This window comes from Streptococcus pseudopneumoniae (assembly GCF_038148955.1).
Classification (GTDB): domain Bacteria; phylum Bacillota; class Bacilli; order Lactobacillales; family Streptococcaceae; genus Streptococcus; species Streptococcus pseudopneumoniae_T.
Genome location: NZ_JBBJZY010000011.1, coordinates 20081 through 34028, shown reverse-complemented (window position 1 = coordinate 34028; position 13948 = coordinate 20081). Strand labels below are relative to the sequence as shown.

Annotated in this window: 12 protein-coding genes; 6 read left to right on the top strand and 6 right to left on the bottom strand. The window is 35.4% G+C overall.

Translation table 11 applies throughout. From position 1 onward, the window contains the following. Window positions 1–16: 16 nt before the first annotated feature. The 6 genes from WKI23_RS05380 to WKI23_RS05355 all read right to left on the bottom strand — a co-directional run bounded on the left by WKI23_RS05380 (window position 17) and on the right by WKI23_RS05355 (window position 6518). Window positions 17–2455, bottom strand: coding sequence for a glycyl radical protein (locus WKI23_RS05380; RefSeq protein WP_368079189.1), 2439 nt, complete (start codon window positions 2453–2455; stop codon window positions 17–19). Window positions 2456–2605: 150 nt separating this feature from the next. Next, window positions 2606–3904 (bottom strand): PTS sugar transporter subunit IIC, encoded by a 1299-nt coding sequence (locus WKI23_RS05375; protein WP_368079188.1) that lies wholly within the window; start codon window positions 3902–3904, stop codon window positions 2606–2608. 16 nt (window positions 3905–3920) lie between these two features. Continuing rightward, window positions 3921–4229 carry a PTS sugar transporter subunit IIB gene (locus WKI23_RS05370; RefSeq protein ID WP_000238721.1) on the bottom strand — a complete coding sequence of 103 codons (309 nt, stop codon included), beginning with the start codon at window positions 4227–4229 and terminating at the stop codon, window positions 3921–3923. 33 nt (window positions 4230–4262) lie between these two features. Further along, window positions 4263–4583: a PTS lactose/cellobiose transporter subunit IIA gene (locus tag WKI23_RS05365; RefSeq protein ID WP_368079187.1), complete on the bottom strand. Its 321-nt coding sequence runs from the start codon at window positions 4581–4583 to the stop codon at window positions 4263–4265. Between the two features lie 195 nt (window positions 4584–4778). Beyond that, complete coding sequence (locus tag WKI23_RS05360) at window positions 4779–5759, bottom strand: sugar-binding transcriptional regulator (RefSeq protein WP_368079186.1); 981 nt, start codon at window positions 5757–5759, stop codon at window positions 4779–4781. A 12-nt stretch (window positions 5760–5771) separates the two neighbouring features. Continuing rightward, window positions 5772–6518: a DeoR/GlpR family DNA-binding transcription regulator gene (locus WKI23_RS05355; RefSeq protein ID WP_000824973.1), complete on the bottom strand. Its 747-nt coding sequence runs from the start codon at window positions 6516–6518 to the stop codon at window positions 5772–5774. A 121-nt stretch (window positions 6519–6639) separates the two neighbouring features. Here WKI23_RS05355 and WKI23_RS05350 point away from each other — a divergent pair, with 121 nt between their 5' ends. From WKI23_RS05350 to WKI23_RS05325, 6 genes are all read left to right on the top strand, one after another. Further along, window positions 6640–7416, top strand: a complete 777-nt coding sequence (locus tag WKI23_RS05350; RefSeq protein ID WP_000406173.1) for a glycyl-radical enzyme activating protein — start codon at window positions 6640–6642, stop codon at window positions 7414–7416. Window positions 7417–7590: 174 nt separating this feature from the next. After that, entirely contained in the window at window positions 7591–9240 is a 1650-nt protein-coding gene (locus WKI23_RS05345) for a sensor histidine kinase (protein ID WP_368079185.1), read from the top strand. Further along, on the top strand, window positions 9233–10006 hold the full coding sequence (locus WKI23_RS05340) for a response regulator transcription factor (protein ID WP_173253140.1): 774 nt from the start codon (window positions 9233–9235) through the stop codon (window positions 10004–10006). The genes WKI23_RS05345 and WKI23_RS05340 overlap by 8 nt, the downstream gene beginning before the upstream one ends. 111 nt (window positions 10007–10117) lie before the next feature. Further along, complete coding sequence (locus WKI23_RS05335) at window positions 10118–11164, top strand: ABC transporter substrate-binding protein (protein WP_000731166.1); 1047 nt, start codon at window positions 10118–10120, stop codon at window positions 11162–11164. Window positions 11165–11176: 12 nt separating this feature from the next. Continuing rightward, window positions 11177–12268, top strand: coding sequence for an ABC transporter ATP-binding protein (locus tag WKI23_RS05330; protein WP_001289693.1), 1092 nt, complete (start codon window positions 11177–11179; stop codon window positions 12266–12268). Next, the gene (locus WKI23_RS05325) at window positions 12258–13916 is read left to right on the top strand and encodes an iron ABC transporter permease (RefSeq protein ID WP_368079184.1); all 1659 of its coding nucleotides are present in this window, start codon (window positions 12258–12260) and stop codon (window positions 13914–13916) included. Before WKI23_RS05330 ends, WKI23_RS05325 begins: the two co-directional genes overlap by 11 nt. Window positions 13917–13948: the final 32 nt, after the last annotated feature.

Sequence of the window (13948 nt, the reverse complement as noted above, 5' to 3'; positions counted from 1 at the left end):
AAAGAACCTCTTTATTTTACAAAGTATGCTCAGTACGTCCTATAATATCATCTTGGGTTGCCTTAGAAAGAACATTGAAGAATGCAGAGTATCCTGCAACACGAACAATTAAATCTCTGTGTTTTTCAGGATGTTTCTGAGCGTCAATCAACGTCTCTCTGGAAACAACATTGTATTGAATATGGTACCCATGTAAACGATTAAAGAATGTTCGTAACAAAGCAATTAGTTTTAATTTATCTTCTTCTTTGGCTAACGTTTGAGGATTTACTTTCTGATTTAAGAGAACCCCACCTACGATTTCATCTGTTGGTAATTTTGAAACAGATTTTAAAACAGATGTAGGGCCGTGTTGATCCATATTATGTGATGGTGAACAACCCTCTGCTAACGGTGTACCCGCGTTGCGTCCATCTGGAGTTGCTAATGTTCCACGTCCCTGACCTACGTTGGCTGAGATAGAAGATGTTCCTGAATAACGAATTCCGCCAATAGGTCCTCTTCCATAACGTGTATTAGGATATTTAGCAATTTCATCAACATAAATGTCATAAGCAGCAGTAACCAATTTGTCAGCATAATCATCATCATTACCGTACTTAGGTGCATCATGAATCAACATTTCTTGAATGACCTTACCTTCTTCTCCGGCATAATCTGTTTCCAATGCATGCCAAAGCTGACTTGGGCTTATACGTTCTTCCTCAAATACCAATTTTTTAATTGCAGCTAATGAATCCGACAAATTTGCAATTCCAACTTGCAAACCTGATATATAATCATATACTGCTCCACCTTCTTTAAGGTGTTTTCCACGACCAATACAATCATCAGTCAATGCTGAACATAGAATATCAGGAACTTCTCGTTCCAATGATAAATCAATAGAATTTTCAACAATAACACTCATTCGTGTCAAATATCTTAGTGTTTTATCCCAAGCATTTTCTAATTCAGAAAAGTTCTTCATATCCTTAAAATGACCAAAGCTTGGTGCAAACCGTTTACCCGAAGCCGGATCAATTCCATCATTCATCGTGATAAGTAGAACCTTAGGGAAGTTCATATAACTCATACCTGTGCAACGATATCCCCATTTTCCTGGAACTGCCGTTTCAACACATCCAATGGCACTGTAGTCATAAGCATCATCTTCCATTACTCCTTTTGCAATAAAAGAAGGAATAATAATCTCATCATTATTAAATGCAGGCATACCAAAACCAAGTTTCATCACCTCAATACACTCATTCATGAAACGAGCATCTAAACCTGCATGGTAACGTACAGTTAGATTAGGTTGCGGTAGATGAGTTTGTGCAACTGATTTTAATACCAAATAAGATAATGGGTTAACAGCATCCTTCTTATCTCGAGTCTGTCCACCAATTGTAACATTTTGATATAAAGGACTTCCTGCTGAAGAAAATGTATGTGCTTGACTGCGAACCTTATTAATTGTAATTGTCTTAATCCAAAGATTTGTCAGACGTTCAACAATGCTATCTTCTGTTTCTTTACCACTTTCTAAATCAGCCTTCATATATGGATACATATATTGATCAAAACGGCCGTATGAAAGAGAGTGACCATTAGATTCAATTTGTAAAATACATTGAATAAACCAGACTGATTGAATAGCTTCTGCAAAAGTAGTTGCCGGTTCATATGGGACTCGAGAGCAAATATCTGCAATCTCAAGTAATTCTTTCTTACGTTTAGGATTTGCATTTTCGGCTAAACTTTTAGCAAGATCAACAAAGCGATTTGCATATACTTTAATAGCATCGATTACGATAAATATAGAGTCATAAAAATGATATTTATCAATACTTGCTGGATCTGTTAAATCTAGAGCTGCTTTCGCTTTACGAGCCCGCTCTTCAAAACCTCTTAAACCAAATTGCAACAGCTTCTGATAGTTAACTGCTAAGTGAGCATCTCCAGAATTCATCTTACCTTCCATACCGAAGAATCCTGTTTCCATATAAACAGACACTTCTTCAGGTAACAAGGCACCAGCTCTAGCACGTAAATTATTATTTTCCCAAAACGGAGCAATACTTCTAAGTTGTTCTTTTGTTTCTTCTGTAATATAGAAAACATCTCCATCACGCTTTTCAAAAAGATCCAACTCATTGAGAACAAATTCTAGCGTATATTCTGGAAAAATAGGAGCATCTTTATTGGAAGAAGCTTGATTTCCCGCAATCATAGATTCTTCTTCGATATAGATAGTCATATTTTCCAAAATTTCTTTCAGCATATAGGCGCGTTTTAGGACATTAGGTTGTTCCTTATATCGATCATAAGCGCGTGTTGCTAAAACTGCTCTCTCAGCATCAATATAAGGTTTTTTATTTAAAACATCTTCTCGATATTTGTTCATCCTTTCAGTAAGGCTGCCAAAATATTCTGTCTTGATTGTTGTTCTTGCTACTTCTGTATTTACCATCGTAAGCACCTTTCTTTCGAAAATATTTTTGTTTCTTTCGAAAATATAATACCTGGTTTTTTAGAAAATTTCAAGCTTTTAACTAGAAAAACTTTAACTCCCTAATTTTTAGCACAAATGTGTGAGTTTAACAGTAACACACAAATGCCTCTAAGATTGTTTGATTTCATTTTGGTAAGCTAAACGATCTTGTATCTTAAAGAATGGAAAGTAAACCACTGTAGACATCGCCAATACTAATAACTGAGTCACAACACCTTGCCATCCACCAACCATAAATCCTGATAGAATAGCTGGGGTACTCCAAGGTAATGTAACTCCTGAAAATGGCTGCATGAAACCTGTTGCAATAGCTCCATATACTATAACAGCTGCAAGTACAGGAACAAGAATGAAAGGTACAAACATAACTGGATTCATGACAATCGGAAATCCAAATACAACTGGCTCATTTACGTTAAATATTGCTGGAAAAGCTGCTACTTTCCCTAACGCTTGGTACTGTTTCGATTTTGATGCAAAAAGCATCGCAACTACAAGTCCAAACGTAATCCCTGAACCAGATAGAATTAAAAATGAATCTAAAAATTGTTGAGTAACAATATGTGCACCATTTTCTAATGATAGATTACCAGAGGCTAACATAGCTTTATTAGCATCAAGATTAGATAAAAGCAGAGCTGTCACTACTCCATTTACTACCGATTGTCCATGAACACCAAACCACCACAAAAATGATATAAAGAATGCAATTCCAATTGCACCATACAAAGATCCAGTTAAACCTTGCAATGGAACTTGAATAACAGAATAAATCATTTCAATAAATGTTCCGCCATTAGTCAATGACTTCGCTAAAATATATACAATCATAGAAGATAAGAAAATTACAAATGCTGGAATCATTGCTTCAAACTGTTTGGCAATAGCTTGTGGAACTTGTTCTGGCATCTTAATAACAATTTTTCTCTTTATAAAGAAGGTATAAATACTTCCTACTACCAAACCTATAATGATAGCACCGATAATTCCTTGACCTCCAAACCAAACTTTACTAATAGCGTCCCCAATCGCCTCACCTTGTTTAGGGATATAAGATGATCTTAGCAAAATAAAGAATGCAGATACAGAAAGAACCCCAGCTGGCAATGCCTCTACTCCGCTATTCTTAGCATAAGAATAGGCAATTGAAAAACAAGAAATTAGACCCATAATAGCAAAAGTTCCTGAATAGACTTGCATAAAAGGCTCTGTCCAGTCTGCCCCAAATACACTAGCAATACTTTGATTCAATCCTTCAAAGGGTAATTGCCCCATAATTAAGAACAAACTCCCAACTACTGTCAATGGCAAAATTGCTAACATACCATCTTTTAGAGCTATAATACCACGCATATTCACAAACTTCATCATAGGTGCAATGATTTTTTGAACATCCATCTTTGCCATAATAAATCTCCTTTTCTTACCCACTAATCAAAGATAGGGCCAAATCTAATACTTTTTTCCCATCTAACATACCATAGTCCATCATCGGAATAACAGCTATCGGAACATCACACTTATCACAAATTTCTTTTGATTTATCTAATGTATAAGCAACTTGAGGCCCCAACAGTGCAACATCTATATTTGGGGCATAATCCGCTAATTTAGACTGAGAAAACGCCTCTATTTCTGCCTCAACTCCACTAGATTGCGCTGCAATTTTCATATTATTTACAAGCATACCAGTAGAAAATCCTGCTGCACAAAACAAACCAATCTTCACCATTATATTTTCCTCCTCTATGTTAATACTCTAGTATTATTTTTTATGAAGTTCTTTTCTCAAACTAATAATTTCTTTGATTAAATTAATCTCCGTCATACTAGTCATGAGATGATCTTGTGAATGAACAAAGAGAGCTGTAATTTCTGTCTTTGTACCAGACGCTTCCTGTGCCAAGAATTTTGTTTGTAGATTATGGGCTTCTAATAAGGCTGCATCAGCTAACTGGACTTCTTCTTCACATCGTTCACATGTACCGTTTTTTATGTAATCTAATGCTTTATAAATATGTTGTTTCGCATCGCCAGCATATAAAATTAAACCCATGATAATTTGATCTGGAACAATAATTTCCATAAATTCCTCCTCATTTCACTATGTAAAAAGCTTTTTTCATTTGAAATTTTAAAATTTTCTTTTGTAACTATAGAATACAACTACATAAGAAACTTGTCAATCCAAAAATCAACAAATAAACAATTTTTATTTATATAAGCACAAATGTGCAATTAACTAAAAAGAAAAACGATAAACTGAATCAGTCTATCATTTTCACTCGCATAAAATATTTCGAAAAGTCAGATCCCCATCTTCTTCCAAAACTTTTAAAATTGTATTTTTATCTGTAATCAAATGATTTACTAGATTAGCACGCAAGACAGAAAGAATCGCAGATACTTTCGTATCACCGTAAGCAACAGCTAAACTTTGAGGAATATTTTTTAAATCTTCCAAAGAGATGGCTATCGTTCTTTCCTGTAAGTTCTCATAAACTTCTTTACCTTTTGAATCAAAGAATCGACAACAAATTTCCCCTACAGTTTTAACTTTTGTCAATTCTTTAAAGTCATCCTCTGTAAGCATGTCTAACCATTGATGTTTTCCTTTATTACTAAAATCACCAATCCCAACCACAGCTATATCTAAATCTTTCCAACTATTTTTCAAATCTTCAAAATATCTTGATTGCAAAATACCATCTGCTAACAATTTATTTTCTTGCACAATTGTTGCATTCATAAATGTACACTCTCCATGAAATTTTCTAGACATTTCATAAATTAGTGTATTCACATGGTATTTAGCGTGTATGTGACTAGGACCACCTGCTAGAGGATAGAAGTGAACATTTCGGACACTTTTGCTGTGGATTAGATCTACTAAATTACTTAAACTTTTCCCCCAAGAAAAACCAATTTTCATATTATCATCAATTAAATTCCTAAGGACACCTGCTGCAACTTGAGAAATTCTTTCAGATAAAATTGTTGGATTATCATCAAATTCATTTGGAATAATTTCTAAACTTTCCAGACCATATTTTTCTTTTACATAATTTTCCAACTTAAACATATTGGTATCAAAATTCTCTATTTCAATTTTAACAATTCCTGCATTCCTTGCTTCTGTTAACATTCTACTAATAGAGGTTCTATAAATTCCTAATTTTGCCGCTATTTGTGACTGATTTAAGTTTTCAATATAATACAGATAAGCAATTTTAGAGAGCAGTTTATTCCTATCTTGATTCATACACTTAACCTCTTACGAAACTACCTTAACCATTATCCCAGCATTTTCTAATGTAGCTATATTTTGTTTAGAAAGTTTTTCGTCTGTTATTACTTCATAGACTTGACTTAAAGCAAATCTTCTTACTGTACCCCTTTTATCAAATTTACTTGAGTCAGTTAGCACAATGACTTTATCCGACGCTGCTGAAATATATTGAACTACCTCACTGCGCATTAAATCTTTTCCTGTAAAGCCCATCTCTTTATCGTAGCCATCTGTCCCAACAAAAGCTTGACGCACATGAAAAGTCTGTATCATTTCTTTTAATAAAGGTCCTACGGTAACCTGTGAATCTTTCTGAAACTCTCCACCAAGAACAATAACACGACATGAATCATAACCTCTTACAAAATTTGCTATAAAAAATGAATTTGTTACAATAGTGACATTTCTTTTTTGCTTGCAAATTTCCTCAGCAAGTAAAGCACAGGTTGAACCAGATTCTATCATTATTGTTTCATTATCTGATACCAATTTTACTGCTTCTTGAACAATTTTTCTCTTAATTTCATAATTAATTGACAAGCGTACATTTAAGTCATCTCCACTATTTAACACAGCATATCCATGCTCTCTGTGTAATAAGCCTTTTGACTCTAATTTATCTAAATCTTTTCTAATCGTTACTTTCGATACATTTAATTTTTCCGATAATGTATTAACATCAATCTTTTCATATTCTGATACTAATTTAATAATTTGTTCCAATCTTTTCATTTTACACCTCCGTTTTATTCTACCAAAATAAAAAGCAAAAAACAACAAATTAAACTTTCGTTCGTAATTGTTTTTCTTTCGTTTTTGTGATAGGATAGAATTATAAAGAGGAGGAACTCTTATGGAAATATCTAAAGGAATTATTTTTAATATTCAACACTTTTCAATTCATGACGGTCCGGGTATTCGTACAACTGTTTTTTTAAAAGGATGTCCTCTGCGCTGTCCATGGTGTTCTAATCCTGAATCTCAAAGAATGAAACCTGAAAAAATGAAAGATGCTCAACGAGAGAAATTCACTTTAGTAGGTGAAGAAAAAACTGTAGAAGAAATTATTACAGAGGTATTAAAAGATAAAGAATTTTACGAAGAATCCGGTGGAGGTTTAACTTTATCAGGAGGTGAAATATTTGCTCAGTTTGAATTTGCTAAAGCCATCTTAAAGTCAGCTAAAGAACATCACATACACACTGCCATTGAAACCACTGCCTTTGTTGATCATGAAAAATTTGTTGATTTAATCCAATATGTGGATTTTATCTACACAGACCTAAAACATTATAATTCTATAAAACATAAAAAAGTGACTGGGGTTTTTAATCAAATGATTATTAAAAACATTCATTATGCTTTTTCTCAACATAAAACTATCGTTTTAAGAATCCCGGTTATTCCTGATTTTAACAATAGTTTAGAGGATGCAGAAGAATTCGCTACTCTATTTAACTCATTAAATATCGACCAAGTTCAACTACTCCCTTTTCATCAATTTGGTGAAAACAAATATCGTTTATTAAATCGGAAATATGAAATGGATGGAGTCAACGCACTTCATCCCGAAGATCTTATTGATTATCAAAAGGTATTTCTGAACCATCATATTAATTGTTATTTCTAGTTTATTTCCTTGAAATGCTTTAGCTATTTGCAGACAACAAGCATCTATAATACATACTTAACATTTCAAAAGGTTTAGCTAAAAAATTTTAGCCAAACCTTTTCTATTTTACCTTGCTCTAAAATTTTTAAACTGCTATACTTATAACAGAAAACCCTTCCAAGGAGGTAGCAGATGTCTCATTCCTTTAAAAAATCTCTCCAAAAAGAAATTCTCCATAGAAGCTCTATCGCAGCCTTTATGACCTCTCTTTTACTACTCATTTTACTTTTTGGTTTTTCCTATTTTTTACAAAAGCAACAACTCTCCAAAGATACGAGACAGATTGTCAAACAGGTTCAAGAGATGAAAGAAGCCAATAATGAGCTCCTGACTACTATGAACCATAAAATGATTCCTGGATTTTTGGAGGGCAAACACACAGAGAGAGAAGTCTTTAGCTTATTTTACGAGACAAAAGCTAGATTGAAGCTTAGTTCTGACCTCATTATTCTAAACGATACAGGTGAATTACTATTTAGTACCAATCGAAATCATCAAGAAAGTATTTTATCTCCCTACTATCTAAAACTGCTCATTCAAAATCCTTCTCAAGAAAAAGTGACAGAAAAAATTGCACTCTCTTCAGATAAGAGACATTATACACTCTTTATAAAGCCACTAATTCAAAACCAACGAGTTAAGGCCTATACTATTGCTTTCGTAAATGAGAATGATTTCATCTCCAGCTTCCCAATGATCAATTCCAAATACATCATTACCGATAGCTTTGGAAATATGTTTTCCAACAATACAAATCAGTTTACTCGTTCCACTCTTGAAAAATTGGATGAAAAACTCCTACACTCTCGCACCCACTGGTATGCGAATGAACCGCTTATTGTTCAAAAAGAAAAAGTCGGTGCTATTTTTTCAATCTATACTTTTCAATCCTTCTTTCCCATTCCTAGCTTACTTGGTCTAGCCTCCATTCTCACCTTGTGTATATTCTTCCTCTACTTCTGGCAAGCAAGACGAATTGCTCATAAGATTGCCACACACAATGCTGTTCCTATTGAAAGTTTGGTTTACCAACTTCAAGAAATTCCTAAACAAGCAGAAAAAAGGCTTTCTCTACAAACAGGTGATGAGTTTGAGTTTATGGCAGAAAAAATCAACAATATGTTGTACGAACTAGATCAACTTCATCAAAAAATGTTGACCATAGAAAAAGAAAAGTGGATTTTTGAAAGAAAAATGCTGGAAGCTCAGTTCAATCCTCATTTTCTCTACAATACACTTGAGACGATTAAAATCACTTCTTTAATGGATGCAAATCTCACACAAGACCTAATTCAAAATCTCACGCGCATTCTTCGCTACAGTATCACGGATTTAGAAAAAGAAACAACCATTTGCCAAGATTTAAAGATCATAGAGGATTACCTGATGATTCATAAGATTCGTTTCGAGCACTTTTCCTATGATATTGTCTGCCCAGAAACTGTCGATAATCAGCCTATTCCTAAACTTTTCTTACTTCCTCTAGTAGAAAATGCTATAAAATATGGGATGCAATACCGTATTGATCTTCATATTGATATCCAAATTACCTTGGAAGCAGATTCTCTGACTTTTTTAGTCAAGGATAATGCCGGAGGGCTCACAAAACAAGAGCGACTCGCTATTTTAGACTCTTTAGAAAGCCCTCATACCCAGCATGGCATCGTGAACAGCTACAAACGATTGAGCAATTTCTTTTCTGATGTCCAGCTAGATTTAGGAGTCAATCGCCAAGGAGAAACTTGGGTCAAATTTATAACGAAAGGACTAACTCATGTTTAAACTCATTATCGTAGAAGACGAACACCTCATCCGAAAATGGCTAGAGATTGCCGTAGACTACTCTGCCTTGGGTATCCAAGTCGTAGGAACTGCCAGTCACGGTCAAGAGGGAATGAAACTCATCCAAGAAAAAGAACCTCATATTGTCTTAACAGACATCACAATGCCAATTATGGATGCTTTTATGATGTTCGAAGCCACTCGTACCCTTTCCTATGAAAAAGTTATCTTATCAGGTTATAACGATTTTCAAAATGCCAAAAAAGCCATGCAATATGGAGCAGTTGATTTCTTATCCAAGCCAATTGATACCAAGGAATTGACAGAATGTCTTCAAAACATTGTTTTGCGATTACAAGGTAGCACCTATCAAGAAACTCCTTTTTTAGAAGAATATCAAACTTTACTCACCTCTATCCAACAGGTTGATACACAAAACCAAATCATTCAACAAATTATTTCCTTTGTCCACAAGCATTATGCAGAGCATTTTACGATTGCGACTATTGCTGAAGCTTTAAGCTATAGCGAAAGCTATCTATATAAAGTTATCAAAGAAGACTTCCCCATGACGCTAAATGAATATATCTTACAATATCGCCTGAAACAAGCTATAGATAAGATGGCTGAATCTCCCAACTCCCCTCTAAGCGACATTTCTGACCAAGTTGGATTTTCAGACTATAAATATTTTGCCAAAGTATTTAAAAAGTATCTCCATATTTCCCCAAAGGAATTGAAATCACTCGGAAGAATAGTAAAATAAGCTATTCTTCTTTTTGTAGAGAATTTTACTCTAATAGAATAGAATTATCGGTTTTAAAAACGCTTACATTGTTTTAAAATAAACTTAAATAACACAACGGAGGTATCCATCATGAAAAAGAAATGGATGTATTATGCTGCTTGCGGACTAGCTCTTTTTGGTCTTGCTGCTTGTTCTTCTAATGAATCTGCCGATGGCGGTTCATCTGATAAAGGAGACGGCGGTTCGCTAGTCGTTTATTCACCAAACTCAGAGGGCTTAATCGGAGCAACTATTCCTGCCTTTGAAGAAAAATATGGTATCAAAGTAGAACTGATTCAAGCTGGTACTGGAGAACTTTTCAAAAAACTAGAGTCAGAAAAAGAAGCTCCTGTAGCTGATGTCATCTTTGGTGGTTCTTATACACAATATGCTACCCACGGAGAACTCTTTGAAAACTATACTTCAAAAGAAAATGATAATGTTATCAAAGAATATCAAAACACAACTGGCTACTCTACACCTTATACACTAGATGGTAGTGTTTTAATCGTCAATCCTGATTTAACGAAAGGCATGAACATCGAAGGATATAGCGACCTTCTCAAACCTGAACTAAAAGGAAAAATCGCAACTGCTGACCCAGCAAACTCTTCTAGCGCCTTTGCTCAATTAACAAATATGCTACAAGCTCAAGGTGGTTACAAAGACGATAAAGCTTGGTCTTATGTAAAAGATCTCTTCACACTTATTGATGGTAAAATCGGTTCAAGCTCATCTGGTGTCTATAAAGCAGTCGCTGACGGAGAAATGGCTGTCGGTCTCTCTTATGAAGATCCAGCAGTTAAACTCTTAAATGACGGAGCTAATATCAAGGTAGTCTATCCAAAAGAAGGAACCGTCTTCCTACCTGCTAGTGCTGCTATCGTTAAAAAAGCTAAAAATATGGAAAATGCCAAGAAATTTATCGATTTTATTATCTCTCAAGAAGTACAAGATACACTTGGTACAACCACTACTAATCGTCCTGTTCGTAAAAATGCTAAAACAAGCGAAAACATGAAACCAATTGACAAAATCAAAACACTCACTGAAGATTATGATTATGTCATCAAGAATAAATCAGATATCGTTAAGAAATACAACGAAGTCTTTACAGATATCCAATCTAAACAGTAAAAGAGGTTCACTATGAGTGAGATCAAAATTATTAACGCCAAAAAAATCTACCACGATGTCCCTGTTATTGAGAATTTGAACATTACAATTCCAAAAGGAAGTCTCTTTACCCTTCTTGGGCCTTCAGGTTGTGGGAAAACGACTCTTCTTCGTATGATTGCAGGTTTCAACAGTATCGAAGGCGGAGAATTTTACTTCGATGATACAAAAATCAATAATATGGAACCCAGCAAACGCAATATTGGCATGGTTTTCCAAAACTACGCTATTTTCCCACATTTGACTGTCCGAGACAATGTTGCTTTTGGTCTTAAGCAAAAGAAGGTTCCAAAAGAAGAATTGATTCAACAGACCAACAAGTATCTTGAACTCATGCAAATTGCTCAATATGCGGATCGGAAGCCCGATAAACTCAGTGGTGGACAACAACAACGTGTCGCCTTGGCACGTGCTTTAGCGGTTAATCCAAGTGTTCTCCTCATGGACGAGCCCCTTAGTAACCTGGATGCCAAACTTCGCTTGGATATGCGTCAAGCCATTCGAGAAATCCAACACGAAGTAGGAATTACAACTGTTTATGTAACCCACGACCAAGAAGAAGCTATGGCTATTTCAGACCAAATTGCTGTTATGAAAGATGGGGTGATTCAACAAATCGGCCGACCAAAAGAACTCTATCATAAACCAGCTAATGAGTTTGTAGCAACCTTTATCGGACGCACAAATATTATCCCTGCCAATCTTGAAAAACGAAGCGACGGCGCTTATATCGTCTTTTCAGATGGCTATGCTCTTCGAATGCCAGCTCTTGATCAGGCTGAGGAACAAGCTATTCATGTAAGCATTCGTCCAGAAGAGTTTATCAAAGATGAATCTGGAGATATTGAAGGAACTATTAGTGATAGCGTCTATCTTGGACTAAATACGGAGTATTTCATTGAAACAGGCTTTGCCTCAAAAATTCAAGTTAGCGAAGAATCAACTTTTGAAGAAGATCTACAAAAAGGCGATCGTATTCGTCTACGAATCAATACTCAAAAATTAAACGTCTTTTCTGCAGATGGTTCCCAAAACCTGATAAAAGGAGTCAACCATGGAACGTAAAAAACTAAATATTTGGACAGCCTCCTCTTTCTTCATCTTTCTTACCTATCTTGTCTTTCTCGTTTATCCTATCGTTACCGTGCTCAAGCAAGCACTCATACATGAAGGACAAGTTTCACTAGCTAATTTTGTCACTTTCTTTAGTAAAGCCTACTACTCTGAGACACTCGTCAATAGTTTCAAGGTTTCCATTACCGCTACTGTCACCTCCTTGGTCGTAGGAACCTTATTAGCTTATCTCTTTTCCATGTATGATTTCAAGGGAAAGAAATTTCTACAAATATTGATTATCATTGCTTCCATGTCAGCTCCTTTCGTGGGAGCCTACTCCTGGATTCTCTTGCTGGGACGAAATGGGGTCATTACTAAATTCCTGACAAATACCCTTCATCTTCCAGCTATCGATATTTATGGATTCAAAGGAATTGTACTTGTCTTTACACTGCAACTATTCCCACTGGTATTTCTATACGTTGCTGGGACAATGAAGAGTATTGACAATTCTCTACTTGAAGCCGCTGAAAGTATGGGGTCCTTCGGATTTAAGCGTATCGTAACGGTTGTTTTACCTCTCTTAGTTCCAACCTTACTAGCTGCTGCCCTACTTGTATTTATGAGAGCATTCTCAGACTTTGGAACCCCTATGTTGATTGGTGAAGGATATCGGACTTTCCCCGTCTTGATTTATACTCAATTTATTAGCGAGGTTGGAGGAAATTCTGCTTTTGCATCTGCTTTAGCCATTATGGCGATTATCATTGCCTTGGCAATTTTCCTTATCCAAAAATACATTTCAAACCGCTACAGTTTCAGTATGAATTCGCTCCATCCAATCGAGCCTAAAAAAACTACAAAAGGAAAAATAGCTGCCATTTATGCAACAGTCTACGGAATTATCTTGTTCTCTGTTCTACCTCAAGTCTACTTGATTTATACTTCTTTCCTAAAAACATCAGGTATGGTATTTGTTAAAGGTTATTCTCTAAACAGTTACAAGGTAGCTTTCAATCGTATGGGATCTGCTATTTTCAATACCATTCGTATCCCTTTGATTGCCTTAGTTCTAGTTGTCCTATTTGCAACATTTATCTCCTACCTAGCCGTTAGAAAACGGAATTTGTTTACAAACTTAATTGACAGCCTCAGTATGGTCCCTTATATTGTACCAGGAACCGTTCTAGGGATTGCCTTCATTTCTTCCTTCAATACTGGTCTATTTGGAAGTGGATTTCTTATGATTACAGGAACTGCTTTCATCTTGATTATGTCCCTATCTGTCAGAAGATTGCCTTATACTATTCGCTCATCTGTTGCTAGTTTGCAACAAATAGCCCCAAGTATTGAAGAAGCCGCGGAAAGCTTAGGAAGTAGTCGTCTCAATACCTTTGCCAAGATTACAACTCCAATGATGCTATCTGGTATTATTTCTGGAGCCATCCTATCTTGGGTCACAATGATTTCAGAACTCTCTACTTCTATCCTCCTCTACAATGTCAAAACAAGAACAATGACTGTAGCCATTTATACAGAGGTTCTCAGAGGGAATTATGGTGTAGCCGCAGCCTTGTCAACTATCTTGACTATTCTAACAGTAGGTTCCTTGCTCTTATTTATGAAAATCTCTAAAAGCAACAGCATTACACTTTAGTTTCCCCCATCAAAAACAGCCGAAAGGATTAC

Bases quoted from the DNA above. Each gene is read 5' to 3' on its own strand.
- WKI23_RS05380 (WP_368079189.1), bottom strand. From the start codon at position 2,455: ATGGTAAATACAGAAGTAGCAAGAACAACAATCAAGACAGAATATTTT.
- WKI23_RS05375 (WP_368079188.1), bottom strand. From the start codon at position 3,904: ATGGCAAAGATGGATGTTCAAAAAATCATTGCACCTATGATGAAGTTT.
- WKI23_RS05370 (WP_000238721.1), bottom strand. From the start codon at position 4,229: ATGGTGAAGATTGGTTTGTTTTGTGCAGCAGGATTTTCTACTGGTATG.
- WKI23_RS05365 (WP_368079187.1), bottom strand. From the start codon at position 4,583: ATGGAAATTATTGTTCCAGATCAAATTATCATGGGTTTAATTTTATAT.
- WKI23_RS05360 (WP_368079186.1), bottom strand. From the start codon at position 5,759: ATGAATCAAGATAGGAATAAACTGCTCTCTAAAATTGCTTATCTGTAT.
- WKI23_RS05355 (WP_000824973.1), bottom strand. From the start codon at position 6,518: ATGAAAAGATTGGAACAAATTATTAAATTAGTATCAGAATATGAAAAG.
- WKI23_RS05350 (WP_000406173.1), top strand. From the start codon at position 6,640: ATGGAAATATCTAAAGGAATTATTTTTAATATTCAACACTTTTCAATT.
- WKI23_RS05345 (WP_368079185.1), top strand. From the start codon at position 7,591: ATGTCTCATTCCTTTAAAAAATCTCTCCAAAAAGAAATTCTCCATAGA.
- WKI23_RS05340 (WP_173253140.1), top strand. From the start codon at position 9,233: ATGTTTAAACTCATTATCGTAGAAGACGAACACCTCATCCGAAAATGG.
- WKI23_RS05335 (WP_000731166.1), top strand. From the start codon at position 10,118: ATGAAAAAGAAATGGATGTATTATGCTGCTTGCGGACTAGCTCTTTTT.
- WKI23_RS05330 (WP_001289693.1), top strand. From the start codon at position 11,177: ATGAGTGAGATCAAAATTATTAACGCCAAAAAAATCTACCACGATGTC.
- WKI23_RS05325 (WP_368079184.1), top strand. From the start codon at position 12,258: ATGGAACGTAAAAAACTAAATATTTGGACAGCCTCCTCTTTCTTCATC.